General features: G+C 38.6%; 26 protein-coding genes and 1 tRNA gene. 16 read left to right on the top strand and 11 right to left on the bottom strand.

The genetic code is table 11. From position 1 onward, the window contains the following. Nucleotides 1-184 precede the first annotated feature (184 nt). On the top strand, nt 185-1,201 hold the full coding sequence (locus VB715_RS09670; protein WP_323300995.1) for a diguanylate cyclase domain-containing protein: 1,017 nt from the start codon (nt 185-187) through the stop codon (nt 1,199-1,201). Nucleotides 1,202-1,207: 6 nt separating this feature from the next. Here the strand turns inward: VB715_RS09670 and VB715_RS09665 are convergent, their stop codons facing one another. Then, nucleotides 1,208-1,981, bottom strand: coding sequence for a DUF1868 domain-containing protein (locus VB715_RS09665; RefSeq protein WP_323300994.1), 774 nt, complete (start codon nt 1,979-1,981; stop codon nt 1,208-1,210). Between the two features lie 100 nt (nt 1,982-2,081). Here VB715_RS09665 and holA point away from each other — a divergent pair, with 100 nt between their 5' ends. Beyond that, nucleotides 2,082-3,062 (top strand): DNA polymerase III subunit delta, encoded by a 981-nt coding sequence (holA, locus tag VB715_RS09660; protein WP_323300993.1) that lies wholly within the window; start codon nt 2,082-2,084, stop codon nt 3,060-3,062. On the opposite strand, the gene VB715_RS09655 is transcribed toward holA, so the two are convergent. The 5 genes from VB715_RS09655 to VB715_RS09635 all read right to left on the bottom strand — a co-directional run bounded on the left by VB715_RS09655 (nt 3,059) and on the right by VB715_RS09635 (nt 5,933). Beyond that, on the bottom strand, nt 3,059-3,490 hold the full coding sequence (locus VB715_RS09655; RefSeq protein ID WP_323300992.1) for a hypothetical protein: 432 nt from the start codon (nt 3,488-3,490) through the stop codon (nt 3,059-3,061). The two genes, holA and VB715_RS09655, sit on opposite strands and share 4 nt — an antisense overlap. A gap of 161 nt (nt 3,491-3,651) precedes the next feature. Then, nucleotides 3,652-3,972, bottom strand: coding sequence for a hypothetical protein (locus VB715_RS09650; protein WP_323300991.1), 321 nt, complete (start codon nt 3,970-3,972; stop codon nt 3,652-3,654). Nucleotides 3,973-4,103: 131 nt separating this feature from the next. After that, a complete protein-coding gene (locus VB715_RS09645; RefSeq protein WP_323300990.1) occupies nt 4,104-4,670 on the bottom strand; it encodes a 5-formyltetrahydrofolate cyclo-ligase in 567 nt (188 codons plus the stop codon). Between the two features lie 11 nt (nt 4,671-4,681). Then, entirely contained in the window at nt 4,682-5,146 is a 465-nt protein-coding gene (locus VB715_RS09640) for a DNA phosphorothioation-associated protein 4 (RefSeq protein WP_323300989.1), read from the bottom strand. Then, a complete protein-coding gene (locus VB715_RS09635) occupies nt 5,127-5,933 on the bottom strand; it encodes a TIR domain-containing protein (RefSeq protein ID WP_323300988.1) in 807 nt (268 codons plus the stop codon). Before VB715_RS09635 ends, VB715_RS09640 begins: the two co-directional genes overlap by 20 nt. 351 nt (nt 5,934-6,284) lie before the next feature. Here VB715_RS09635 and VB715_RS09630 point away from each other — a divergent pair, with 351 nt between their 5' ends. Next, entirely contained in the window at nt 6,285-6,809 is a 525-nt protein-coding gene (locus VB715_RS09630; RefSeq protein ID WP_323300987.1) for a GNAT family N-acetyltransferase, read from the top strand. A 50-nt stretch (nt 6,810-6,859) separates the two neighbouring features. Beyond that, a tRNA-Pro gene (locus VB715_RS09625) sits at nt 6,860-6,933 on the top strand. Nucleotides 6,934-6,952: 19 nt separating this feature from the next. On the opposite strand, the gene VB715_RS09620 is transcribed toward VB715_RS09625, so the two are convergent. After that, the gene (locus VB715_RS09620; protein WP_323300986.1) at nt 6,953-7,954 is read right to left on the bottom strand and encodes a Gfo/Idh/MocA family oxidoreductase; all 1,002 of its coding nucleotides are present in this window, start codon (nt 7,952-7,954) and stop codon (nt 6,953-6,955) included. 385 nt (nt 7,955-8,339) lie between these two features. On the opposite strand from VB715_RS09620, the gene VB715_RS09615 reads away from it, so the two are divergent. After that, entirely contained in the window at nt 8,340-8,642 is a 303-nt protein-coding gene (locus VB715_RS09615) for a ferredoxin (RefSeq protein WP_323300985.1), read from the top strand. Between the two features lie 82 nt (nt 8,643-8,724). On the opposite strand, the gene VB715_RS09610 is transcribed toward VB715_RS09615, so the two are convergent. Continuing rightward, entirely contained in the window at nt 8,725-10,083 is a 1,359-nt protein-coding gene (locus tag VB715_RS09610) for a 2-succinylbenzoate--CoA ligase (protein ID WP_323300984.1), read from the bottom strand. Between the two features lie 264 nt (nt 10,084-10,347). On the opposite strand from VB715_RS09610, the gene VB715_RS09605 reads away from it, so the two are divergent. Beyond that, a complete protein-coding gene (locus VB715_RS09605; RefSeq protein WP_323300983.1) occupies nt 10,348-11,406 on the top strand; it encodes an alpha/beta hydrolase in 1,059 nt (352 codons plus the stop codon). A 112-nt stretch (nt 11,407-11,518) separates the two neighbouring features. Here the strand turns inward: VB715_RS09605 and VB715_RS09600 are convergent, their stop codons facing one another. Then, the gene (locus VB715_RS09600) at nt 11,519-13,021 is read right to left on the bottom strand and encodes an ATP-dependent DNA helicase (RefSeq protein ID WP_323300982.1); all 1,503 of its coding nucleotides are present in this window, start codon (nt 13,019-13,021) and stop codon (nt 11,519-11,521) included. 136 nt (nt 13,022-13,157) lie between these two features. Between VB715_RS09600 and psb28 the strand changes: the two genes are divergently transcribed. Further along, entirely contained in the window at nt 13,158-13,493 is a 336-nt protein-coding gene (gene psb28 / locus VB715_RS09595) for a photosystem II reaction center protein Psb28 (protein ID WP_323300981.1), read from the top strand. An 83-nt stretch (nt 13,494-13,576) separates the two neighbouring features. After that, nucleotides 13,577-14,080, top strand: a complete 504-nt coding sequence (locus VB715_RS09590; protein ID WP_323300980.1) for a MogA/MoaB family molybdenum cofactor biosynthesis protein — start codon at nt 13,577-13,579, stop codon at nt 14,078-14,080. On the opposite strand, the gene VB715_RS09585 is transcribed toward VB715_RS09590, so the two are convergent. After that, nucleotides 14,077-14,622, bottom strand: coding sequence for an alpha/beta hydrolase (locus tag VB715_RS09585; RefSeq protein ID WP_323300979.1), 546 nt, complete (start codon nt 14,620-14,622; stop codon nt 14,077-14,079). The genes VB715_RS09590 and VB715_RS09585 overlap by 4 nt on opposite strands. A 164-nt stretch (nt 14,623-14,786) precedes the next feature. Here VB715_RS09585 and VB715_RS09580 point away from each other — a divergent pair, with 164 nt between their 5' ends. After that, nucleotides 14,787-16,112 carry a hypothetical protein gene (locus VB715_RS09580; RefSeq protein WP_323300978.1) on the top strand — a complete coding sequence of 442 codons (1,326 nt, stop codon included), beginning with the start codon at nt 14,787-14,789 and terminating at the stop codon, nt 16,110-16,112. Between the two features lie 196 nt (nt 16,113-16,308). Beyond that, the gene (locus VB715_RS09575) at nt 16,309-17,283 is read left to right on the top strand and encodes a Dam family site-specific DNA-(adenine-N6)-methyltransferase (RefSeq protein WP_323300977.1); all 975 of its coding nucleotides are present in this window, start codon (nt 16,309-16,311) and stop codon (nt 17,281-17,283) included. 148 nt (nt 17,284-17,431) lie between these two features. On the opposite strand, the gene glgB is transcribed toward VB715_RS09575, so the two are convergent. Then, on the bottom strand, nt 17,432-19,732 hold the full coding sequence (gene glgB / locus VB715_RS09570; RefSeq protein WP_323300976.1) for a 1,4-alpha-glucan branching enzyme: 2,301 nt from the start codon (nt 19,730-19,732) through the stop codon (nt 17,432-17,434). Between the two features lie 170 nt (nt 19,733-19,902). On the opposite strand from glgB, the gene rpsO reads away from it, so the two are divergent. From rpsO to VB715_RS09540, 6 genes are all read left to right on the top strand, one after another. Then, on the top strand, nt 19,903-20,172 hold the full coding sequence (gene rpsO / locus VB715_RS09565) for a 30S ribosomal protein S15 (protein ID WP_323300975.1): 270 nt from the start codon (nt 19,903-19,905) through the stop codon (nt 20,170-20,172). A 95-nt stretch (nt 20,173-20,267) separates the two neighbouring features. Next, the gene (locus VB715_RS09560) at nt 20,268-20,738 is read left to right on the top strand and encodes a PAM68 family protein (protein ID WP_323300974.1); all 471 of its coding nucleotides are present in this window, start codon (nt 20,268-20,270) and stop codon (nt 20,736-20,738) included. Between the two features lie 97 nt (nt 20,739-20,835). Beyond that, nucleotides 20,836-21,894, top strand: a complete 1,059-nt coding sequence (aroF, locus tag VB715_RS09555) for a 3-deoxy-7-phosphoheptulonate synthase (RefSeq protein WP_323300973.1) — start codon at nt 20,836-20,838, stop codon at nt 21,892-21,894. Nucleotides 21,895-22,083: 189 nt separating this feature from the next. Further along, nucleotides 22,084-22,902 (top strand): signal peptide peptidase SppA, encoded by an 819-nt coding sequence (gene sppA / locus VB715_RS09550; RefSeq protein ID WP_323300972.1) that lies wholly within the window; start codon nt 22,084-22,086, stop codon nt 22,900-22,902. 200 nt (nt 22,903-23,102) lie between these two features. Beyond that, nucleotides 23,103-23,507 (top strand): chorismate mutase, encoded by a 405-nt coding sequence (gene aroH / locus VB715_RS09545; RefSeq protein ID WP_323301148.1) that lies wholly within the window; start codon nt 23,103-23,105, stop codon nt 23,505-23,507. A 101-nt stretch (nt 23,508-23,608) separates the two neighbouring features. Next, nucleotides 23,609-25,051 carry a circularly permuted type 2 ATP-grasp protein gene (locus VB715_RS09540; RefSeq protein ID WP_323300971.1) on the top strand — a complete coding sequence of 481 codons (1,443 nt, stop codon included), beginning with the start codon at nt 23,609-23,611 and terminating at the stop codon, nt 25,049-25,051. Nucleotides 25,052-25,086: the final 35 nt, after the last annotated feature.

Genomic DNA, 25,086 nt, shown 5'->3' with positions numbered 1-25,086 from the left:
GCCAACAGAAAAGACGTAAAATAGGCAAAGAGCGGAAATAGGCATTGATCGAAGTCAGTCTGTTAGTTAAACCCTAGAATTTAATGTTAAGTTATTTTTACCCTAATTCTGAAAACCTTTCTCTAATGACAGATTTTCCCTTAAGATAGGGAACCCTAAAGTGATAGAGAATCTTGATAACATTATGTACAATCAACCAATGCTATCAGAAATTATTTTTCTGATAGGCAATCCCTGCGATCAGCTTAATATTTTGTCTGCGCTGTTAACGGAGTATGGTTATCAAGTCCGTAGCGGAAATTATGAGCAACAAACAATTAATTTACTAGAATCGATTAATCCTGATTTAATTTTACTTCATTACACGCAAAATCCTCATAGTTATTCCCTCTGTAGTGATCTCAAGGCGCAAGCATTAATTAAAGAAATTCCCATTCTCTTTGTGACTGATTCACAAGATAGTTCTTTTGATCCCATTCAAGGGTTTCATGTTGGTGCTTCAGATTATTTGAGTTATCCTTTCCGACGGGAAGAAATTATGACTCGCATTGAGCATCAATTAACGATAGTTCGTCTCCGCAAACAACTTAATGAAAAAAACCATCAATTGCAGCAAGCGATTCAAACTTGTTATCGTTTAAATGATGCCTTAAAACAAGCCAATCATCAGTTAGAAGAGGTTTCCATTGTTGATCGTTTAACCCAATTAGCTAACCGTCGTTATTTTAAAACTTATTTTCTCCAAGAATGGCGACGTTGCACCCGTGAACGCATTCTTTGGGGCGATAGTTCCCAAACCAGTTTATCGTTAATTGTGATTAGAATTGATCGCTTTTCTCCCAATAAACTGAATCTTCAAGAAGAAGCTGATTTACAAAAAGTTGCTCGAATTATTGCAAGTGTTACTAAACGTCCGGCAGATTTAGTTTGTCGTTACAGTAAAATACAGTTAGCTGTTTTATTGCCACAAACCGATGAATATGGAGTATTACAAGTGGCTAAAGAAATTTACAAAGGAATCAAAAAATTCAATGAAAATTTGACATACAAAAGAACCATTAGTTTAGGAGTTGCCACTGAAATTCCTTCTCAAACTATCTCCCCAGATATTTTACTCAAACGGGCTTTTCAAGCCTTACAGCGTGCCGTAGAAAAGGGCGGCGATCGCTTAGTCACAGAACCCTCAGAGGAGATAATTTAAGTCATATTAAACTTTAACGGAGGGATTACTCGGACTCGGTAAATAATTATTCATATCTTCAAATTTTCTTAACTCTACTTGTTCAATGGTTAAAATTTGGGGTTCTTTTTCCATCCATTGATCATTAAATGATAAAAGAATTGACTCTAAAGAATCTCGCTCTAATTCTGTAGGAATTTCATCAAAATAACCTAATGTAATATGAGCGGTAAAATGATATTGCTGTTCAATTCCCAAGGCGATTAAATCTTCATTTTGATAAATGGCCCGTCTTAGTTCAAAAACCTTGCTGTAGGATAATTCATCGCAAGGTACTAGCCCGATAACTAATGCCCTAGGAAATACTAATAATCCTAAAATTTGCCATTGACTTTTTCTAGTATCTTGACTAAACTTTTGATAATTATTAAAGCTTTCAGTAATTCTTTGTTGAATTTTATCATCAAATTCCCCATCTGTTTGAACGGCTAATCGATAACTATCATCCCAGATTAAATCAGCGACAGTGAGATGAAAACTTTCTGGGGGAACAGGAATCAGAATTTTTGGCTCAATTCTAGCTAATAATTGCTGTTGTACCAAGGTTAATTGGTGATAAAATTCTTCGTTGATGGAATCATCTTGATAGGGAGGAGTTAAGATAGTATAGCCAGGGAAAGCAATGGGTTGTCCCTCTTGAAATTTTGGGGATTTTTGGATATTCTTTAGTTGGGTTTGGTAGGTCGCGGGTAAAGTGAGGGAGGCTACCCGATTTACATAAATTTGATAGGTTTCGTCCAAGCTAATTTCCTCTAATCATGTAACGACTCTCATCTTCTTATTTTCTCTGATTTTGTCGCACTTTTTTATAAAGATTTATTGATAATACAAAAAAGGAAAGATGGGGATTTATTTATTTTGGGGTGAAGATGATTTTGCGATCGCCCAAGCCGTCAAAAAACTACAAGATCGGGTTCTCGATCCCAGTTGGATTCAATTTAATTATCATACAATTCCTGGAGATCAACCCCAAGCAACCGTTGACGCATTAAATCAAGCCATGACCCCTGTCTTTGGTCTGGGAGGGCGACTGGTTTGGGTGGTAGAATCTACCCTCTGTCAACAGTGTCCTGAAGATATCCTAGCGCAACTACAGCGAATTTTACCAGCCCTTCCTGAAACTGCTCATTTGTTATTTACTTCCAGCAAAAAACCGGATCGACGGCTTAAATCAAGCAAATTATTGGAAAAATATGCTGAAATTAAAGAATATTCGCCGATTTCTCCTTGGAAAACTGAAGAATTAGTGAATCAAGTCAAACAAGTGGCCCAAGAAATTGGGGTCAAGTTAACTCCAAGGGCCATAGAATTAGTCGCTGAGTCAGTGGGCAATAATAGCCGACAATTATGGAATGACTTAGAAAAATTACGCCTTTATGCAGAGCAGCAAAAGAATCCATTAGATCTTGATATTATTGGACTTTTAGTTAATAGCAATACTCAGAATAGTTTACAGTTGGCCCAATCAATTCGTAATGGGAATCAAGCCTTAGCATTACAACTTATTGCTGAGTTAATTTCTCGCAATGAACCAGCCTTAAGAATTGTAGCCACTTTGGTGGGACAATTTCGGGCTTGGGCGATTATTAAATTACAAATTGAAGCCGGAGAAAAGGATAATAAAGTGATTGCTAGTGCGGCAGATATTTCTAATCCTAATCGCCTCTATTTTTTACGTCAAGAATTACAGAATTTATCCGGGAAACAACTATTAGCAACCCTGCCAATTCTACTAGAATTAGAAAGTAGTTTAAAACGGGGAGGTGAAGCGGTGGCTACTTTACAAACCAAAGCCATTGAACTTTGTCAACTGTTTCGTTAAGATTTTATCTGCTGACTCATGATGGTTTCTAATTCTTGAATTAAACTATCTAAATCCTGCTTTTTTTCATCAAAACATTGGGGAGGTGTCGGTTCAGATCTATAATGAATTAACTTAATTTGTCCTTGACTCATGGCAAGAATTGCGACTTCTTCTTGAGGATTATAGCCATCTAAAATTCCTAATATTTCTTGAATTTTTCGATCAACTTTTCGGTTCAATTCTTCAATCGCTGGTCGTGAACAACGAACAAAATGAGGTTGGGGTTGTAAATCAATACCTAGGGCATCTCGACTGTCTCCCCATTCTGCTAAAAGTCCCCAGGACAAGGCCGCTAAGCTGCCTGAATTTTCTTGAACAAAGCGATCTAATTGATATCGCCATTGATTTGTTAAATCATCCGGTGGAGAATCGCCAAATTGAATCATTGTTTGCCTCAAACTAAATCGATTTGCCTTTAAAAGTATAAACAACCAAAACCTGCCACATCCCGTTTAAGAGGTGGCAGAGGGTTAAATCATGGGTAAATTCTAATCTGCTCGAATCAACATAATGCTATTTTAGCCTATTTGATTCTTCAGACAATAAGTTAGATTTCTTCAACTTCTAATTTAGCTGCGGCGATGGCATCAAAGGCGAAGGCGAAAACAATCGGCATTGGACTCTTGAAAAAATAAGTAAACCCAACTGATACCACTGAGAGGGCAACAGCCCACAACAACCAGGCTCTCTCTTCTTCACAAAACCCTTTTGTGGCTTTAATTAGGCGCAACACCTCTGCGGGAATGGGTTCAGGCATTACAGCACCAGGGGGAAAAGCCCAATAATTGTTATAGGGTTCTCTGACTAAATCTGTCCATCCATTGTCTTCACACCATTCTTGAATCCAGTCATCGCAGAAATGTTTCATAGTCGGTTCGATAATCTAATCGTTGTTAGTTTTCGTAAAAAGTAAGTCTAAATTCCATCATCCTGAACCCCATGTTAGCAAAATTACTTTGTGTTTATGCAGTAAGTTAATGAATCTTAATTAATGAAATCTTAGGCATATATACTTAACAGTTTGGTTTCGGTACAAATTGCGGTTAATTTTTGATCCCAAGAGTCAACAGGAAGTTGAGAAAGTAAAGCAAATTCAAAGATAATTCCCATCGTCGGAATACTGTGCCATTGGGGGGAACTTAAGAGACGATCATAGAAACCCCCACCATAGCCTAATCTATAACCTTGATAATCACAGGCAACTGCTGGAATCAGGATTAAATCAACCTCAGCAGCCGTTAAAATTGGCGCAGTGGGAGCAGGTTCTAAGATGCCATATTTTCCAGTAATTAGAGGGTCTTGAGGAGTCCAAGAATGCCAAACCAAATGATTATCAAGACAACGAGAAAAGCCCCAATGATGATTAGAATTAAATAGGGGGGTTATGTCGGGTTCACGGTGAATAGGAAAGTAAGCCAGAATGGTTTTTCCTTGTTGAAATAAGAGGGATGATTGCAGGGTTTGACAGAGGCGATCACTAGTTTCTTTCCAGACAGATTCTGATAAATTTTTGCGCTGTTCGATGATCTTTTTTCTTAGTCGTTTTTTGCTAGTCTTTGAGTTCATTAGTATAACCATTATAAAAATCGACTTAAATCAAACTCTTGATCTGAGGAATTTTGAGGAAATCTTTCTAGATTTAAAAGCAATAAAATATGGTCTGAATAGTCAACAACTCCCTTTAATTCTTGTTGTAACAGTTCCAAGCCACCATTAGCATATTCTTCAAAAATTTGTACCCTTTCATTTTCCGCGTCTGTCTCGTAAACTGAGAGAATTTTTGGATCATTGGTTTCGGCGATCGCTAACAGTTTTATCACCGCATCATAGCCTCTAGAAACAAAGATTTCTAAACTAATGGGGGCCGGTTCTTTTGAAATAACATGAAGGGGAACCCGTCCCTGAGATTTTGCCCCTAGAGTAGCGGCAAAAACTATCACATCAGCGTAAGTTTGGAAAGGGCCACCCCCGCCATTAAAATCCACTAAAGATTGCACTAAGTCTGCTTTATCTTTACCAATTCTAACCCGATTGACTGCCATGTGTTTTCTTGCTCAGAATAAATTGAATTAAGTTATTTTCGACCAGATATTTACGACCTTCTTTCGTCAGACAGTTAATGATATCTAATAATCCTTTATCTTGAAGACTATCTAAATAATAATCTAACTCAATTTCTGATTGTAGATTGGCATAAATCTTTTCAGGAATTAGGGGGGGTTTAACTTGAATAAAAGCGGATTTTCGCTCGTCATATAAGCGACCCTGGAATTGAGAAACTATGGTTAATAAAATCTGAATTTCTTTTCGATTTAACTTAAAAGAATTGAAACTATCTGCTTGGGAATTTTGATTGTTTAGCGTGCTGGGAAGAAACCCTAACTGACTGATAATCTGTTGTATATTATAACAAGCATAATCAAGCACCCTTAATAAATTATCCTCTTGACTGTTAGGCTCATAGGTAATCGATCTTACATCTAAAAAATCCGTCGGTAAACTAAACTTTTTTACTTTTTTAGGCAAGATGATAAAACAGCGTTGATTGCCCAACCTTCCGAGAAATAAGCCTAATTTAAACATCACCTGATCCCGAACCAATTGATAGTCTTTCTCCTCAAGAAGAGCAATATCATGGAATGAAAAAATAAAGATAGCAAAGTCAAACTGCTCTAATGTCACCATTAAATCCTCTAAGGTATGACTTGATAACTCAAAAAGTCCTTGAGTCCAAATCGTTGACTTTACCCGATGTTCTAAATTCTTTTGAACGGCTTCGGCCACTGCCAAACTTTCAATCGATGAACTAATAAAAACCCTCGGTTTCATAACTCAACTGCACTTCAACTTAATGAAAACTAACGGGATACAATGGCTCAAACAAAGAATAAATCCTCCGATCATTTTCGGCTCTGTTAACTTTTCTCTGGTCTATTGGCCTCGACTTATGACCCATTTGGTGGCTAAATAGAGCAAGAGGCCCAATAATATATTAAGCTTGTATGCTAATTAGGAATCAGTCACTTTGATCAATCGGTACTGATTAACCGACTTAATTCTGGTGTACTGACTATAATTATAAGGCAAGCCGAACCCAGTAATCCCCAAGTCAATCTTAGATTGCCTAGAGGCTTATTCTGGGGGGATGCTTATCAGACAGGGGTTGTATCTTTCACTCTGATGGTTTTTTGGAAACGATTGTTTAATAATCCTGACCTATCGACGACTGACCAAACTTCCGAGTTCGATCATGAACTGGTAGAAGTTAAAGGCCAAAGTGCGGGCCAATCTCGCATTTTTTTTAGTAGAGAACGAGAAATTGATCTCTATGAGTTAGAAGAACTTTGTGATGCAGTTGGCTGGGCCCGTCGCCCCCTACGCAAAGTTAAACGTGCGCTCACCTACAGTTTTATGGTGGTTTCCGCCTGGGAAGTCAAGGGAAAACAACGACGCTTGATTGGGTTTGCCCGTGCTACCTCAGATCATGCGTTTAATGCGACAATCTGGGATGTTGTCATTCATCCCAAGTTTCAGAGTAAAGGACTGGGAAAGGCGATGATGAAGTATATGATTCATCAACTCAGAGGGGAAGATATTAGCAATATCACCCTATTTGCTGATCCCCATGTAATTGACTTTTATCGTCGTTTAGGGTTTGTGCTTGATCCTGAAGGCATTAAGGGAATGTTTTGGTATCCTGATTAATGACCCTCTGTGAATATTGAAAATTTGGGTTATAATGGATTGGCACGTTACGGGATGTAGCGCAGCTTGGTAGCGCGCCTGCTTTGGGAGCAGGATGTCGCAGGTTCAAATCCTGTCATCCCGATCAACTGATAGTGGAATTATTAGCTGATTTTTACAGTTTCTCCTAATCGAGCAGACTGTAACGCTGCCTCAGCAACTTTTAAGGCATAAAGACTTGATTCTGGTTGAAGATAAAGGGGTTTACCCTCAAATAAATGGTCTAAAACTAGGGTTGTATCTTTAGCAAATAATCCCCGACGACTCTCTAATTCAATGGGTTTTGTGCCAGATTTTGTAATTAATTTGCCTTCCATTCCACTGAAGATTATTTTACCTTGATCTCCGTATAATTCCCAGCTACGATCGCTTTCAACAAAAGTTTCTCCTTTGCCATAAATAATATCAGCAATTAACCCATTTTTAAACTGCAATTGAGCCTTACATAAAAAGGCTTTATAATACTCTGATTTTTCGGCTTCCCAATAGCGATCATGACAATTAATTGTGTTAACTTTTCCAAATAAATCGGTAAAGCGATGAATTCTCGGCAGGGCAGCTTTGAAGGGAAAACCAAACATTTGATGATGATAAGTCCAATAATGGGGAGCGGGATGTTTGGAATCAATCGTGGTATAACGACCCAAAAATACTGTTCCTAATTCGGGTAAATGTTGACGAATGGCTTGGTGCATTCCCCCTAAAATTTCGATATGCTCAATATGTAATAAATTCCCATTTTCTTGGGCTAAAGTTAATAATTCCGACGCTTCAGTAAAATCTAATGACAAAGGATATTCAATAATGATATGTTTGCCAGCTTTTAAAGCAGCTTTAGCGATTTTTCCATGATCTCGATTAATGGTACAAATAACCACTAAATCGATATTTTTATCCGTGACTAATTCTTCCCAAGTCTCACAAGCAGAAACACTATATAATTGACAAAAATTGCTTAATTTTTCAGGGGTATGACCTGTCACTAAACATAATTGCGATCGCTCATCTTGTAAAAAGGTTTCTGCCCGTCTTTGAGCAGCATATCCGGTTCCGACGATACCAACTTTAAGGGGAGATGACTGAGAAATTTGAGGAGTTAGAGACATCTTACGTCATGAATGCAGGGACTATTGAGCATCTTATCCTATCCCTCTCTAAGTACAAATCATCAATCATAGGTATAAAGATAACTAATACTGATAGATGAAGCCATCAGGGGCAAAATCATTAAATCTTGAAGTTGCTTAAAAGACTATCTATCATAGGTTAGACTCAATAAACCCTCACAAAATTAGAGAATCCTTAATTGTTCATCAAACATAAGAAAAACTTATTTTAAGTTTATTTAAGAATCTCATTACTAATCCCTTCTTTACATAGGCTCTTTTTCTCGTAGTATCAGAGATGAGACTTACCGATGAAGTTAATTTGCTTATTTAGCTTCAGCGTAAGAGGAAATGACTGTTTCATCTAAGAAGAGGACACAAATTCATGGCAACCTATAAAGTTACTTTAATCAACGAGACAGAAGGAATCAACAGCACCATTGAAGTACCCGATGACGAGTACATTCTAGATGTAGCTGAGGAGCAAGGTTTAGATTTACCCTACTCTTGTCGCGCTGGTGCTTGTTCTACTTGTGCTGGTAAACTGGTTTCCGGTACAGCACCCGATCAATCTGATCAATCTTTCTTAGATGACGATCAAATGGAAGCTGGATTTATTTTAACTTGTGTTGCTCGTCCTGCTGGAGACTGCACCATTATGACTCACCAAGAAGAAGAGCTTTACTAATTTCAGCCATCCTAATTAAACGGCTGAAATTTTCAGGGAATTAATGCAGGGGCGTTGTTTAGGAGTCCCTGCTTTACTATTTTTATTGTAATTTATCTCCAGGTTTGATGTGAGTCAGGGCAATATTTTGTAATATTTGATAGTTTAACTTACCTTGTTGGTTTCTCGGTAATTTTTCTAGTTTAATCCAATATTTAGGTTGTTTAAAGTAACTTAATTGGTTACGGATAGCTGTTTGAATATCTTGTACATTGAGAGAATTGGTGTGAGCAACATAAACAGCAGTAACAGCTTCTCCCCATTGAGGATGAGGAATTCCAATCACACTGACATCTTTAACTAATCCTGTCTCTAGGATAGCATTTTCAACTTCTTTTGGAAAGACATTTTCTCCCCCTGTAATAATTTTTTGACTGTTTCTTCCCATAATATATAAATAATGCTCGTGATCATAATAACCTAAATCATCTGTCACGAATATTGATGATTTTTTTAAGTTAGGATAATAACCTAAAAACAAAGATTTTGCTTGAACATTAATAACTTTTGTTGGTTCATTTATATAAATTTTTGCATGGGGTAATATTTGTCCAGTGCTTTGATTTCCTTGTAAAAAATCCTGGGGTTTTAGGGTGACAATTTGTGATGCTGTTTCTGTCATTCCATAGGTAGGAGACAAGTTAAGTTGATAGTTTCTAGCTGTTTCTAATAAGGAATTCCAAGGGGGTGCGCCTCCCAGTAAAATAGTTTTAAAGTTTGTTAACCAATGGGAATCAATTTCTAGTAATCTTTGTAATTGTGTGGGGACTAAAGAAATAAAATAATCCCGGACATCTCTTGATGGTTTAAGTCCTTTCTTTAGGTCTGAGTAAGCATAAATAATGATCTTACCTTGGGTTAAAAAAGAGCGCATAAACTGCATTAAACCACTAACATGATATAAGGGAAGTACACAAAAAGAGTTGATTTGATTAACTTTAAAAAATTGAGTAAATCCTTGAACTGAAGCTGATAAAGTTTCCCAAGTATGAATCGCAAACTTAATATTTCCTGAGCTTCCTCCGGTGGGAATCATAATTAAAGCTGTCTCAGGTAATAAACAATTTTGTTGATTATTATCAAGATTAAATTGGGGAGGATTATCAAGACCTAAGATTAAGTTTGGTTGAGTTAAATTTAAAACTCGTTTCCATTCTTTTTCTGTCCACTGATAATTACCTAAAAATAGATGACATTGAGTAATCATAGCAGCTAAAAAAGCTGATAAAAAATGGTCAGGTTTGGGATGAGCCAAGATAATTTTAGGGTACAGAATACTAGATTTTATCTCGATAAAATTATTGATGTAAAATTGAGTTAATTGATAAAAATAATGGCTATTATATCCGAGCATCCATGATTCATTTAAACGAGTTTCTAGACGTTTTAAGATTTCTGACACAAGTTTTTAATCCTTCCCCAATTTTGCATTTAAAGGTTTTATATCCTTGTTGATAACCAATTTTTAGGCTAGATAAGGCTTCTTGACCTGTTGATAGTAAATAACTAAAGTTTAATGGTTTTTCATTTATTTCAAGCTTAGGATTAAACTCAATTAATTCTTGTCTGTGTTTAGTTATACAATTGCGATAGAAAATAACTATGGAGGTGTAGCGGTGGCCATCTTTCTTGAATCTCAGGAAATAAGCTTCTGCTGCAATGTCTAATGACTAAGATTTACTTTGCTACCAATCGTAACTTAATAGCCTCAGAAGACCTATCAGGTGGTTTTGACTTTGGGAGTAACTTTAGTAGTAATGGACTCAATAACTTGCGCTTTGGACAAGCGGAGGTTACAGGTGAGAATTTTTCTGAATATCAAATTCAAGTTGCGCCAGAAGATTTGTTTGCTGACCCCCCTGCGTTGGGTAGTCAGGCTATTTTTCGGCAAGTTAGCCAAGAGATGAGAGAGAATGCAGAAGATACGATTATCTTTATTCATGGCTTTAATGTCAGCTTTCGGCAAGCCTTAACCTCTGCGGCTCAACTTCATCAAATCTTGACCACTAATGATCCAGGAGATCCCAACCCTCCCCTCAAACTGAATGTTTGTTTATTTTCTTGGCCGTCAGACGGTAACTTAATTTTCACTGATCCGAGATCACCTAACGTTATAGCCTATCAAAATGATCGTCTCGATGCCAAGGCATCTGGTGCCGCTTTTGCTCGTGGTTTTCTGAAAGTTGCTAACTTCATCAACCATCGTGAGGTACGGTGTCAACAAAAACTCCATCTCATTGCTCATAGCATGGGCAATTATGTGTTGCGCCACGCTTTACAAGAATTGAAAACACAACTTAACAATCGACTCCTGAGACTATTTGAGCAAATTCTCATGATGGCTGCTGATGAGGACGATGATGCCTTTGATTTTGACTACAAGTTGTTGTCTTTACCAAAGATTACTAGCCGTACCAGTGTTTATTTTAACCGAGGAGATTTAGCGTTGTGGGCAAGCGACAATCTAAAAGGTAATCCTACCCGTCTTGGAACAGATGGCCCACTTCAGCCCCATAACCTTCCTCGTAATGTCTATCCCGTCGATTGTACTAGCGTTATCTCACGTTTTGCTGATGCGTCAGAACATGGCTATTATTTGAATGTACCCCGTGTCGTGACAGATATGCGCTTCGTGTTACGAAATCTGAGTCCTGATGAAATTCCAGGACGAACCTATATCTCTGCAACTAACCGTTACCGACTGCTAGAAGAGGTGAATTTTTAATTCATAATTGATGTTAATTCCCTAACCCCAAGTTTATCAATTGATAATTAATTGAATCTATAATTTTTAACTAATGACTGATAACTGATAACTGAAAAAACTGATAACTAATTTAAGAGTCAAACCAACTAATATCAAGGTAATTAATTTTAGCATAGGGTTCAAGAGCCGTTAAAATTCGATTACCATAACTACGATAATTAACCCGATTATCTAATAAAGCGACAATTCCTTGAGACTCTCTGAGAGGCATTACGGCTCGTTGTAGTTCCTGTAAAGCTGTGGGTAAAAGATAGAGACGAAACCAATCTTTATGACGTTTTTTATAATTAGAAACCAGAGCAGAGACTAAAGGATTTTCTAAAGATGGAATCGGTAAAGTCGCAATAATTAATAATTGAGGCACTGGCAATATTGCCTGATTCTCATGCCAAAATTTCCAACCAGTTACCAAAATACCATTAGCATCAAGTCCAGTGTTTTCCACCTGTACTCGTGAGCCAAATTCAGCCGCTAATTTTGTAGCAACTTGTGCTTTTGATGGTACATCATCCACAATAATAATAATTGACTTTGAACGTTGATGACAGAGCATAACAAGATGGTTTACTTCCTCAATTAAAACCCCTTGAAATTCTGGGGTATTTGGCATCGGTAAGCGGTCACGAATATATAACTTAATCAGTTCATTTTGTCGGTGAAGGGCAAACTTTAAACAAAGAATATCATCCGTTAAGCCAATGGTATCACGATAAATCGGAGCCGCTTTATCACTATCCAAAAATCCCCCCATCAAAACCACAGGAGAACTTTGCCAAATAGGCCCTAAAATAGAAGCCACTTCCAAGGGACTGACATGAAGGGAAAAAGTTTGATTTTTACGATCAATAGAAGCCCATAAAAGTTGATTTTCTCCAGTAATTTGCTCTCCAAACTTACGCAACCAATCTTCAGGTATTACTTCACAAAGATGGTTTAAACTAACCTTTTCTTCAACTTCAAGTAAACAATATTCATAGGGACTAAGAGGATGACTTAAAATTGACCTTTGCAGATAGAGACGAACCTCTTGAATGAGATTACCATAAGCCGGATAATTGATTTGTAATTGTTGCCAATCATCAGGAAAAATGGTTAAAGTTAAAACGTCTCTTGTCCATTCCTCTAAATAGTCAGCTTGATCAATTAAAGTGGGAATATTCAGAGGAAAAAGCCCTTTATTCTCCAGGCGATCGCGTAACCAAACTTGAGGCGACACCATTAATAATCCCGTAAAATTATCAAAACAGACCTCATTGATATCTGTCTCTGTCAAAATAACTTTATGGGTGTTTAACCATTGCTGAAGATGGGGAATTTCTTGTTGTTTTAAACGGTGTTGAAGCGTTAAGGGAGCCACCAATAAAATCGGGCGATCGCTGAGTAAACAAGGCATTAAATAACTTAATCCATAACGATCAAAAGTGCTTCCCGTTTGAATGATAGCAGAACGATCAAGACGTAACGCGCGAGACACCAAACGGGCCATCGTTAAATGATGATCCCACAAAGGTTGTCCCTGTTGTCGTAAAAAGTCTCGCAGTGAACTATGAACTTCCGCTTCAAGTATTGTCATAAAGGATGATCTCTAACCTAGAAAAGTGATGGCCCCCGCAGAGAAAAGTCTCCTTTCCGTTGATTTCCTGTTCCCTCAAACCAGAAAATGATAAATTGAGGATCATGTAAATTTAATTTAAGGATAACAAACAAGCATGGCTGAAATTCAATTTTCTCGTGGTGTGTCAGAACCTATCGTTCCTGAAGTCCGTTTAACTCGCGCCAAAAGTGGTAATAGTGGAACCGCAACCTTTCGCTTTGAGTCCCCCAATATTCTCAATTCAGAAAGTACCGATGAAATTACCGGAATGTATTTAGTAGACGAAGAAGGGGAAATTGTCACCCGCGAAGTTAAGGGAAAATTCATTAATGGAAAACCCACTTCTGTAGAAGCTATTTTAATTATGAACTCTTCAGAGGAATGGGAACGTTTTATGCGGTTTATGGAACGTTATGCAAAAGAAAATGACCTCGGATTTTCTCAAGCTTAATCTCTCATGGGATATTGGGGAAAGTGTTCCCTAGGGGCGAACAGCCGTTCGCCCCGAAAACCACCCCTTTAACCCCCAAAATTATGTCAACCCCCCATCCTGATCAAGAAACGATTATCATCCGTTGTGGCATCATTACCGTTAGTGATACTCGTACCCCTGAAAGCGATCGCAGTGGCCAACTAATTCAACAACGTCTAACTTCTGCTGGCCATCAAATTACTCACTATTGTCTTCTTAAAGATGAACCTGAAGTCATTAAAGCCCAAATTAAGCAATTAACCGAAACCTCTAAGGTAGATGTCATAATTATCAATGGGGGGACGGGAATTGCCCCTAGAGACACAACTTATGATGCTTTAGCCGGGTTATTAGAGAAGACTTTGCCAGGGTTTGGGGAATTATTTCGTTATTTAAGTTATCAAGAAATTGGATCACGGGCCATGGCCTCACGGGCGATCGCAGGTGTTTATCAACAGACCATGATTTTTTCTCTGCCTGGGTCTTCTAATGCCGTAAAATTGGCTTTAGATCAGCTAATTTTACCAGAATTAATTCATCTTACCCAACAGTTACAAGGGAGTTAGAAAGGGAGACGAGGGACTTTATCCATAAACCCTCGAATATCTTGATATATTTCGGCCAAGCGATCGCCATCGACATGAATTTCTGAGGTAGGATAATTCTCAAAAATTTCAATGACGCGAATATTTTTATCTGATAAAGCAGAGGTGACTAATGCACCTCTTAATGATTCCCTACTGGCGCGTTTTGAGGGGGTTTGAATCACTTCTCCCACAGGATCTAGCATTAAATTTCCAGCAAAACTATTTAAAAATTTTGATAAAAAAACCGGATCAACATCTACATTATTATTTAACAAACGACGTAAGTCTTCTGGTTGTTTATTAGCTAATTTTAGATAGGATTTTAGAGAACTTGAGGTTTCTCCTTTATTCGCTAAGGTGCTTAATTCAGAAACTGATACAGACTCTCGGAGGATACTATATTTTAAGACCACTTTTTCCGCAGCTTGGGCCGGAATTATGGCAGACAATACCCCTAACATGGTAGCAACTAAGCTTAACCCAATTTGAGCAGACTTAAAAAGGGTTTGATTGTGTCTCATCGTAATTAACTATACCTCTAGGCTTTCTTTCTATTCTAGGTTAACGAAAATTAATGCACCTGAGTTTAGGGACACTAATAATAGTTGTCATAGATTTAATCTAGGGGTCAAAGAATTAATTTCTTTTATAATGAAAGTAAGACCCATAATGAGGACGGCATCCTATGACTCTTCAGCCTGAAATTATGAAATCCGTTGAAACCTTGGGCTACCGTGTCACCGTTGGAGATGTGGCAGCACAAGCGGGGCTTAATGTTAATTTAGCACAACAGGGATTATTAGCTTTAGCTTCTGATGCTGCTGGCCATTTACAAGTCGCAGAGTCGGGAGAAATAGTTTATCTTTTCCCTCAAGATTTTCGGACAATTCTTCGTAATAAATACTGGAAACTACGTCTTAAAGAAACTTGGGACAAAATTTGGAAAGTTTTATTTTATTTAATTCGGATTTCTTTTGGTGTTATTTTAATTGCTTCGATTATTTTAATGATGATTGCTATTGCTGTTATTATTATTGGTATTAGTTCCAGCAAAGAAGGAAATGATCGAGATTCTAGCAGTAGTCGTGGCGGTGGAGGGTTATTTTTCTTTCCTAATTTCTCAAATTTATTTTTAATTTTTTATCCTGATTATCGTTACCAACGTTACGGTTATTCATCAAATTCAAGCTCTCAAACTTCTAAGCCTTCAAGTGATCTCAACTTTTTAGAAGCTATTTTTTCCTTTTTATTTGGAGATGGCGATCCTAATTATAATTTAGAAGAGCGTCGCTGGCAAGCTATTGGCACAGTTATTCGTAATAATAAGGGTTCGATAGTTGCTGAACAAGTTGCCCCCTATCTCGATAATATTAATCAATCTAATCAAGAAACAGAAGATTATATCTTACCTGTTTTAACCCGTTTTAATGGCACACCAGAAGTCTCACCAGAAGGAGAAATTATTTACTATTTTCCTGAATTACAAGTCACAGTTCAAGAACAAACTCAAAAATCTTTAGCGAGTTATTTACGGGAGAGATTATATCGATTTAGTGAAGCAAGCAGTGGTCAAATCATGCTTGGTATTGGCTTAGGCGCACTGAATTTTATTTTAGCTTTAGTGTTAGGATCATTTCTCAAAACTCCTGATTTAGTGGCTCAATTTGGTGGTTTTATTCTATTTATTAATTCTATTTATTGGCTACTATTGGGTTATGCGATCGCCTTTTTAGGAGTGCCGTTAATTCGTTATTTTTGGGTACAACAAAAAAATAGTAAAATAGAAGAACGAAATAGTCAACGACAAGCCAGAAATAAAATATTAGAAGAAAAGGACAAAAACCTAAAACAAAAATTAGCTTATGCGCGTCAATTTGCCACTCAAAAACTGATTACAAAATCTGACATTACTTACACCACAGAAAAAGATATCATCGAACAAGAAATAGAACAATCTGATAGAATTGATCAAGAATGGCAAAGACGGTTAGAGTCTGATGAGTTAAATTAATATTAAGTCTTTGATCCCCCCTAACCCCCCTTTTTTAAGGGAGGGATTGTATTTTCTTAATAAACATTTTCTGATACTATGTAAATTAAAGTCTCCCTTCGGATGCTAAATTTAACCCGTGTAGACGGGTTTTGTTTATCTAGCTAAACCCTTAAGGGTTTTAATCTCTCATTTCTCCTTAAACACAATTTTTTCAATGATCAATGACATAAATTCTCAGATTACTAAGCAATTATCACTTTTTCCTAATTACCCTCAAAAACAACTAATTAAACCGTCTCCTGTGCTAAAATGGGCAGGAGGCAAGACGCAATTATTGTCAGAAATTCAACAGAGATATCCAACACAACTTAGACAGGGAAAAATCACGACTTATTTAGAACCATTTTTCGGGGGTGGGGCAGTATTTTTTGATGTTTATTCTCAGTTTCACCTCAAAAAAGCTTATTTATTTGATAAAAATCCAGAATTAATTATTCTTTATAAAGTGATTCAAAATCATGTTGATGATTTAATTAATCAATTATCAATTTTAGAAAAAGCTTATCTTAGTTTAACCCCTGAAAAAAGAAGCGATTTTTATTATCAAACAAGAAAGATTTACAATACATTTGATAAAAATATTGATGGGAATAATTATACAAAAGATTGGGTAGAAAGGGCAGCTTATACCATTTTTCTTAATAAAACCTGTTTTAATGGATTATATCGCGTCAATAGCAAGGGTAATTTTAATGTTCCAATTGGTCGTCATAAAAATCCTAGAATACTCCATGAAACTAACTTAAAAGCTGTTAATAAAGCTTTTAAAATTGCTGAAATTCAACACAAAAACTTTGCTGAAGTTCTGAACTATGTTGATGAATCTACCTTTATTTATTATGATCCTCCCTATCGTCCTATTAGTCAAACGGCGAGTTTTAATGCTTATAGTTCTTTAGATTTTAATGATGATGAACAACGACGCTTAAAGGATATATTTATAATCGCTTCAAAGCAAGGGGCCTTACAAATGCTGAGTAATTCTGATCCAACAAATTATGTTGATGATCCGTTTTTTGATGAATTATATAAAGGGTTTAATATTACTCGTATTGATGCGACAAGAATGATTAATTCTAAAGGGAATAGTCGGGGTAAAATTAGAGAAATTCTGATTATAAATTACTAAAAAATAATGAAATATAGTGCTATTTTCTCTAAACTTAAGCAGAAGAATATAGTGATATCATTATACAATGGCAAGAAGCATTAATCATAGATTAATACAATAGACTTGTGTAGAGGCAATTCATGAATTGCCCCCACAGGGAACTATCTTACACTTCCGAAGTTTTTGTTACTTCTGCGAGTTTTTTCCGATCTAATTTGAAGACCAAAACCGCTAACGGTGGCAAACATAAATCCAAGGAATAAGGTAGATTATGGAATGACCATTCATCCGTCCATTTACCCCCTAAATTACCCATATTACTACCGCCATATTGTTTAGCATCACTATTAAACAATTCGGTGTAATATCCCGCTTCAGGAACCCCAATACGGTAATGACTATGGGGTTGAGGGGTAAAATTACAGACCACAATCAAAAAGTCTTCAGGATCTTTACTCCGACGGATAAAAGATACCACACTATGACGATTATCATTACAATCGATCCAGCTAAACCCTTCCTGTTCAAAATCGCGGTTATATAAAGCAGCTTCCTGTTTATAAAGAGCATTAACATCAACAAAAAACTGTTTTAATTGCTGATGGGGTTCATACTGTAATAAATGCCATTCTAAATCACCCCAAACATTCCATTCACTCCACTGGCCAAACTCCATACTCATAAACATGGTTTTTTTGCCAGGATGAGTAAACATATAGGTGAATAAACTGCGGACATTGGCGTACTTTTGCCATTCATCCCCTGGCATTTTGCCAATAATATTACTCTTTCCATGAACCACCTCATCATGGGATAGAGCTAACATAAAATTCTCGTTGTAGTTATACCACATACTGAAAGTTACGTTATTTTGATGGTATTGACGGAACCAAGGGTCCATACTGAAATAATCGAGGATATCGTGCATCCATCCCATATTCCATTTCAGATTAAAGCCTAACCCTCCTGTATAGGTAGGCCAAGAAACCATCGGCCAGTCTGTGGACTCTTCAGCGATAGATAGAACCCCTGGAAAATAGCTAAAGAGGACACTATTAACCTGACGCAAGAAATCAGCAGCTTCGAGGTTTTCCCGTCCCCCGTATTGGTTAGCGACCCATTCCCCCTCTTTACGGCAATAATCTAAGTAGATCATTGACGCGACAGCATCAACCCGAATTCCATCAATGTGATATTTATCAAACCAAAACAACACATTCGCCACTAAGAAATTACGGACTTCATTGCGACCATAATTAAATACAAGTGTTCCCCATTCCTTATGTTCTCCCTGACGGGGGTCAGCGTGTTCGTAGAGGTGAGTGCCATCAAAAAAGGCCAACCCATGACCATCTTTAGGGAAGTGACCAGGAACCCAGTCCACAATCACCCCGATACCGTTTTCATGGCATTTATCCACAAAATACATAAAATCTTCAGGACGGCCATAACGGGATGTAGGGGCATAATATCCCGTGACTTGATATCCCCAAGACCCATCAAAAGGATGTTCAGCGATGGGTAATAATTCAATATGGGTGTACCCCAATTCTTTGACGTAGGCAATTAACTTATCCGCTAATTCATAGTAACTAAGGAAACGGGCCCCCGTATTCCATTCCGACACTTGAACGGGGTCACATTCCCCATTAAGTAAGGGGGTTTTTTCCGATGAGGAAGCGTGTAACCATGATCCGATATGAACTTCATAAACAGAAATCGGTTGAGCGAGGGGATCAGCATTCCGTCGCTTTTCCATCCATTCCCCATCATTCCATTGATAACTGTCTAGATCAGCCACGATGGAGGCCGTTTTGGGGCGAACTTCTTGATAAAATCCATAGGGGTCAGATTTTTCGTAAATATGACCTTCCCAGTTTTTCACTTCATATTTATAGGCAGTTCCTGGGCCGAGTTCAGGAATAAACAGTTCCCAAAGGATATTACTAAGCTTCCGCATTTGGTGTTCTCGGCCATCCCATTGATTAAAATCTCCAATAATGGAGACATTCCGCGCATTGGGGGCCCACAGCGCAAAATAAACCCCTTTTACCCCTTCTACTTCTGCCAGATGGGCCCCTAATTTTTCATAAATGCGGTGGTGGTTGCCTTCAGAAAATAAGTGTACGTCAAAGTCAGTAACATAGGGAGAGCGAAAAGCGTAGGGATCATAAATAACTTTTTCTTGTTCCCCTTCTTTAACCCGTAACTGATAATTATTAAGTTCTGGGGTTTCAATAATACATTCAAAAAAGTTGGGATGATGAACCGACTCCATAGAATATTCTTGGCGTTCCGTGGGACATAATACCCAGGCCGCTTGTGCTTTGGGTAAATAGGCACGGACAACCCATTGGGTGGGTTTGCCATTTTCTTCCAAGGGATGACAACCTAAAATTTCAAAGGGGTCATGATGTAGGTTGTAAACAATCTGATTAACTTGATCGGGGGATATAGTGGTGGTCATTCGGCTAGCAATCTCAACAAACTGAAGAAGGAGGAAGGCTTGTATCTGCCCTAGTGCATCTTACCAAAGAAATGAATTTAAAGCCTCGCTATTGGGTCGGCGACTCAAGGTAGTTAGATCAAAAAATAAATGATAATATGGGAGATTGCAGCATTTATTCAATAACTTCTATGAGTTTGACAGCTACCCAAAAACAAACCCTCATGAGTGAATATCAAGTTCATGAGACAGATACTGGATCTCCTGACTTGCAGGTGGCCCTATTAACAGAACGGATTACACAATTGACCGGTCATTTGAAACAAAATCCCAAAGATCATGCCTCCCGTCGTGGACTTTTGAAAATGATTGGCCGTCGGAGACGGTTGTTGGCTTACATTAGTAGCAAAGATGTAGAGCGTTATCAGAACTTAATTAAACGTCTGGGTATCCGTCGTTAGTTCAAAACCACCAGGGGCAAGTATTCGGCCCCAGAATTACTGCCGATGGGCGCAAAACCTGCGCCCCCTATGATTTCTGACCCTATTGAAAACTTATGCCTTCTAACTCCTCACCCGACTCCTTACCCTTTGAACGCCGTCAAAAAAATAAAAAAAAGCCTAAGACTCCGAAAGTAACACCAACTCAAACCTTTTCCACCCCAAAAAAAGCCAATGATCCCTCCAAAAATGCCAGTCTCCGTGCTATTCCCGATAATGTTAGTCAGCGCATGATCAGACGCATGGCTATCTTTTCAGGAATTCCCACTGGGTTAGGAATGTCCTCGTTTTTCATTTTTTATTGGATTGTTAGCCATAAATTGCTAGAAATTCCCACTGTGGCCGTCGGTGCTGTCAGTTTAGGACTGTTTGGCCTAGGAGTGTTAGGCTTAAGTTATGGTATCTTCTCCGCTTCATGGGATGAAAATCATGTCGGCGGTTGGTGGGGATGGCAAGAATTTACCGCCAACTTAGGACGAACCCTTGAAGCTTGGCGCAATGCCAGACAAGAAACCAAAAAAAATTAGCCTGTTTTCGCGGTTGTGTCCTGAGAGTAGGGTAAAAAAACTTATGAGGACATAACAAGACCATCACCCAATCACTGACAGCAGAGGAAGCAAACTCATGATCGTTGTAATGAAAGTTGGTTCACCCACGGATGAAATTGAGCGCATTAATCAAGAATTTGAAAATTGGGGCTTAACTCCCGAAAAAATTGTCGGGAAACATAAAGTGGTCATCGGGTTAGTGGGAGAAACTGCTTCTCTAGATCCCCTACAAATTCAAGAAATTAGTCCTTGGATAGAAAATGTTTTACGGGTAGAAAAACCCTTTAAACGGGCAAGTTTAGAGTTCCGTCATGGGGAATATAGCGAAGTCATGGTCAGTACCCCCAATGGCCCCGTCCCCATTGGTAAAAATCATCCTATTGCAGTGGTCGCTGGCCCCTGTTCCGTGGAAAATGAAGCGATGATCGTTGAAACCGCAAAACGGGTTAAAGCAGCCGGGGCGCATTTTTTACGGGGTGGAGCCTATAAACCCCGGACTTCTCCTTACGCTTTTCAGGGCCATGGAGAAAGTGCCTTAGAATTATTGGCAGCAGCGAGAGAAGCGAGTGGCCTGGGCATTATTACTGAAGTCATGGATACCGCCGATTTAGATAAAATTGGAGAAGTGGCCGATGTGATCCAAGTAGGGGCTAGAAATATGCAAAATTTCGCTCTCCTCAAAAAAGTCGGGGCCCAAGATAAACCTGTCTTGCTGAAACGGGGAATGTCCGCCACCATCGATGAATGGTTAATGGCCGCCGAATATGTTTTGGCGGCAGGGAATCCTAATATAATTCTTTGTGAACGGGGAATTCGGACTTTTGATGGTAAATATACCCGTAATACCTTAGATTTATCTGTTTTGCCCGTTCTACGGCTCTTAACTCATTTACCGATCATGATTGATCCCAGTCATGGCACCGGAAAATCTGATTATGTGCCTTCCATGGCCACCGCAGCGATCGCCGCAGGAACCGATTCTTTAATGATTGAAGTTCATCCCAACCCGGCTAAAGCTTTATCCGATGGCCCTCAGTCCTTAACCCCCGATAAATTTGATCGTCTGATGCAAGAATTATCTATCATGGGGAAAACCGTCAACCGTTGGCCTCAATCAGCCGTAGCCTTAGCTTAAAGGTAACTGTTGACAGGGATAGGTTCGGGTGGGAAGAGAGGGAAAACCATAAACTTCCTTCCCCCCATACCCCCTACACACCCCACACACCCCACACACCCCACACTCCGCATCTCATAGAGTTTTTGGACTTAACCGAGCAGTATTGACCCTCTCCTTCCCATTTTCCCTATAATTTGAAAATTATCTATGATTTGGCCCTTTAAACCCAGAACCAGCAAACAGATCGCGCGGATTGAAATTACTGGTGCGATCGCTTCAGAAACTCGCAAAAGTGTGCTGAAAGCCCTAGAAACGGTGAAAGAGAAGAAATTTCCCGCCCTGTTATTACGCATTGACTCTCCTGGAGGAACAGTAGGGGACTCTCAAGAAATTTATGAAGCCCTGAAAAGACTGGGAGATAAGGTAAAAATTGTCGCTAGTTTTGGCAATATTTCCGCTTCTGGTGGGGTTTATATTGGCATGGGGGCCCAATATATTATGGCCAACCCTGGCACGATTACTGGCAGTATTGGGGTTATTTTACGGGGGAATAATTTAGAACGGCTTTTAGATAAAATTGGGGTATCGTTTCAAGTGGTTAAGTCAGGCCCCTATAAAGATATTCTCTCCTTTGATCGAGAATTAACCCCCGAAGAACATCAGATTCTTCAAGAAATGATTGATACCAGTTATGATCAATTTGTGACGACGGTGGCCCAAGGCCGTAATTTAGCTGTTGAAAAGGTGAAAAGTTTTGCCGATGGACGCATTTTTACCGGACAACAAGCTTTAGAATTAGGGGTAGTTGATCGTCTAGGAACGGAAGAAGATGCCCGTCGTTGGGCCGCTGAGTTAGCAGGACTTAATCCCGACAAAGCCCTATGTTACACCATTGAAGAACCGAAATCTTTATTAAATCGGGTTTTATCTCGTAATCAAAGTCAATCAAAGATTGGGACGGCGATCAATTGGCTAGAATTTGAATTAACCACCAATGGACAACCTTTATGGTTATATCGTCCATGATTTTTGTGTGAGGTGGAAACACACCAAAAAAGGGGTCTGAGGATGAGAGAATGGGAGTGATATAGCAGAAGTTAGAAGTCATAAGTCAGAAGTTAGAAGTAAAACCCTTTGTTTACTGAGGTTTGAAACAAAACGTCTGTCAAACACCTAGACGGCGACTGCTATAAAATCAACACCTTAATTGTCGGAGGATTATGACTGTGGAGTGGAAAGTGCGAGGTATTCGAGGGGCAACCACAGTATCAGAAAATACCAAAGAGGCGATCACAGAATCTGTCACTGAATTGCTAAATGCGATCGAAACCCGCAACCAACTGAACCTTGAAGATATTGTTAGTGTCACCTTTACCGCAACACCGGATCTTAATGCCATTTTTCCAGCAGCGATCGCTCGTCAACGTCCTCAATGGGAAGATGTCCCCCTTTTGGATGTGCAACAAATGCAGGTTGAGGGCAGCTTAAAACGCTGTATAAGGGTACTGATTCATGTTAACACCCCAAAACCTCAAAAAGAGATCTATCATCCTTATTTGCGCGATGCTTGTAATCTTCGCCCGGATTGGAGTTTAACTCATACCAGTTCATCTCGGTCATCACATCGATAATTAGTTAAATAAACTACTTTAGTGAAAATGAAGATTCATTTATAATAATAAAATACCTTCAGGCAGATCCTGTCAGAAGCAAGGCTAGTGGAGAATTTGCGGTGGCTGTTCATCTTGACACCTATGACCCCGAAACATTTTATGATGAATTGTACGAAGCACCAGGACGACCGAGATCCCATGCTGCCTCGTTAATTCAATGGATGCAGCAATTATCCTTAGAACAACTGCAACAACATCTAGATACAGCACAACTCGCATTGTTTAATTTAGGGGTTACATTTCGCGTTTACAATGATGATCAAGGGGTGGAAAGAATCTTTCCTTTTGATATTATTCCCCGTATTATTGATGGCAATGAATGGCAAAAATTAGAAAAAGGTCTTAAGCAAAGAATTTACGCTTTAAACCTATTCTTAGGGGATATTTATGATCAACAAAAAATCATTAAAGATGGCAAAATTCCCCGCGAAATTATAGAATCAGCCCAAGGATTTCTCCGTCCTTGTGTTAACTTAACCCCACCATCGGGCATTTGGTGTCATATTACAGGCACAGATTTAGTCCGTCATAATGATGGTCAATGGTATGTTTTAGAAGATAATTTGCGAGTTCCTTCTGGGGTTTCCTATGTATTAGAAAACCGTCGGGTCATGAAAAGCACTTTTCCCCAAATTTTCCAAACCATGGCCGTTAAACCTGTGGATGACTATGCAAGTCATCTATTAGAAACTTTACTGAATTTAGCCAGTCCTCAAATTCCTGATCCTACGGTTGTCGTATTAACACCGGGAATTTATAATTCTGCCTATTTTGAACACTCATTTTTAGCCCAACAAATGGGGGTAGAATTAGTAGAAGGACGAGACTTAGTTGTGGTTGATGGTTATTTGCAAATGAAGACCACAAAAGGACTACAACGGGTTGATGTGGTTTATCGTCGTGTGGATGATGAATTTATTGATCCTTTAGAGTTTCGCGCTGACTCTTTTTTAGGGGTTCGGGGGTTAATGGAGGTTTATCGTCAGGGTAGGGTTGCTTTAGCGAATGCACCAGGTACAGGGGTTGCTGATGATAAGGTGGTTTATGCCTATGTACCAGAAATGATTCGCTACTATTTAGGAGAAGAGCCGATTTTATCAAATGTTCCTACCCATTTATGTTGGCAAGAAAGCGATCGCAATTATGTCTTAGAAAACTTAGATAAATTAGTGGTCAAAGCGGCCAATGAAGCGGGTGGTTATGGAATGTTGGTAGGGGTCAATTCTACCCAAGAACAACGGGAAGAATTTGCTCAAAAAATCATAGCTAATCCTCGTAATTATATCGCTCAACCCACCTTAAGTTTATCCCGTGTCCCAACTTTTATTGAGGGACAAATTGAAGGACGACACGTTGATTTACGTCCCTATATTTTACATCGCGGGGATGAAGTTTATGTTCATCCAGGGGGACTAACGAGAGTAGCTTTAACGAAAGGATCTTTAGTGGTTAATTCTTCTCAAGGAGGAGGAAGTAAAGATACTTGGGTTTTAAACAGTTAAAGTAGGGGCGAATGGCCGTTCGCCCTGAGATCAAT

Source organism: Crocosphaera sp. UHCC 0190, from assembly GCF_034932065.1.
Lineage (GTDB): Bacteria > Cyanobacteriota > Cyanobacteriia > Cyanobacteriales > Microcystaceae > UHCC-0190.
This window is presented reverse-complemented; position numbering and strand designations above follow the sequence as displayed.

What these genes read in the sequence shown, in the direction of transcription:
- VB715_RS09670 (WP_323300995.1), top strand. Translation starts at nt 185, where the DNA reads ATGTACAATCAACCAATGCTATCAGAAATTATTTTTCTGATAGGCAAT.
- holA (WP_323300993.1), top strand. Translation starts at nt 2,082, where the DNA reads ATGGGGATTTATTTATTTTGGGGTGAAGATGATTTTGCGATCGCCCAA.
- VB715_RS09655 (WP_323300992.1), bottom strand. Translation starts at nt 3,490, where the DNA reads ATGATTCAATTTGGCGATTCTCCACCGGATGATTTAACAAATCAATGG.
- VB715_RS09650 (WP_323300991.1), bottom strand. Translation starts at nt 3,972, where the DNA reads ATGAAACATTTCTGCGATGACTGGATTCAAGAATGGTGTGAAGACAAT.
- VB715_RS09645 (WP_323300990.1), bottom strand. Translation starts at nt 4,670, where the DNA reads ATGAACTCAAAGACTAGCAAAAAACGACTAAGAAAAAAGATCATCGAA.
- VB715_RS09640 (WP_323300989.1), bottom strand. Translation starts at nt 5,146, where the DNA reads ATGGCAGTCAATCGGGTTAGAATTGGTAAAGATAAAGCAGACTTAGTG.
- VB715_RS09635 (WP_323300988.1), bottom strand. Translation starts at nt 5,933, where the DNA reads ATGAAACCGAGGGTTTTTATTAGTTCATCGATTGAAAGTTTGGCAGTG.
- VB715_RS09630 (WP_323300987.1), top strand. Translation starts at nt 6,285, where the DNA reads ATGGTTTTTTGGAAACGATTGTTTAATAATCCTGACCTATCGACGACT.
- VB715_RS09620 (WP_323300986.1), bottom strand. Translation starts at nt 7,954, where the DNA reads ATGTCTCTAACTCCTCAAATTTCTCAGTCATCTCCCCTTAAAGTTGGT.
- VB715_RS09615 (WP_323300985.1), top strand. Translation starts at nt 8,340, where the DNA reads ATGGCAACCTATAAAGTTACTTTAATCAACGAGACAGAAGGAATCAAC.
- VB715_RS09605 (WP_323300983.1), top strand. Translation starts at nt 10,348, where the DNA reads ATGACTAAGATTTACTTTGCTACCAATCGTAACTTAATAGCCTCAGAA.
- VB715_RS09600 (WP_323300982.1), bottom strand. Translation starts at nt 13,021, where the DNA reads ATGACAATACTTGAAGCGGAAGTTCATAGTTCACTGCGAGACTTTTTA.
- psb28 (WP_323300981.1), top strand. Translation starts at nt 13,158, where the DNA reads ATGGCTGAAATTCAATTTTCTCGTGGTGTGTCAGAACCTATCGTTCCT.
- VB715_RS09590 (WP_323300980.1), top strand. Translation starts at nt 13,577, where the DNA reads ATGTCAACCCCCCATCCTGATCAAGAAACGATTATCATCCGTTGTGGC.
- VB715_RS09585 (WP_323300979.1), bottom strand. Translation starts at nt 14,622, where the DNA reads ATGAGACACAATCAAACCCTTTTTAAGTCTGCTCAAATTGGGTTAAGC.
- VB715_RS09580 (WP_323300978.1), top strand. Translation starts at nt 14,787, where the DNA reads ATGACTCTTCAGCCTGAAATTATGAAATCCGTTGAAACCTTGGGCTAC.
- VB715_RS09575 (WP_323300977.1), top strand. Translation starts at nt 16,309, where the DNA reads ATGATCAATGACATAAATTCTCAGATTACTAAGCAATTATCACTTTTT.
- glgB (WP_323300976.1), bottom strand. Translation starts at nt 19,732, where the DNA reads ATGACCACCACTATATCCCCCGATCAAGTTAATCAGATTGTTTACAAC.
- rpsO (WP_323300975.1), top strand. Translation starts at nt 19,903, where the DNA reads ATGAGTTTGACAGCTACCCAAAAACAAACCCTCATGAGTGAATATCAA.
- VB715_RS09560 (WP_323300974.1), top strand. Translation starts at nt 20,268, where the DNA reads ATGCCTTCTAACTCCTCACCCGACTCCTTACCCTTTGAACGCCGTCAA.
- aroF (WP_323300973.1), top strand. Translation starts at nt 20,836, where the DNA reads ATGATCGTTGTAATGAAAGTTGGTTCACCCACGGATGAAATTGAGCGC.
- sppA (WP_323300972.1), top strand. Translation starts at nt 22,084, where the DNA reads ATGATTTGGCCCTTTAAACCCAGAACCAGCAAACAGATCGCGCGGATT.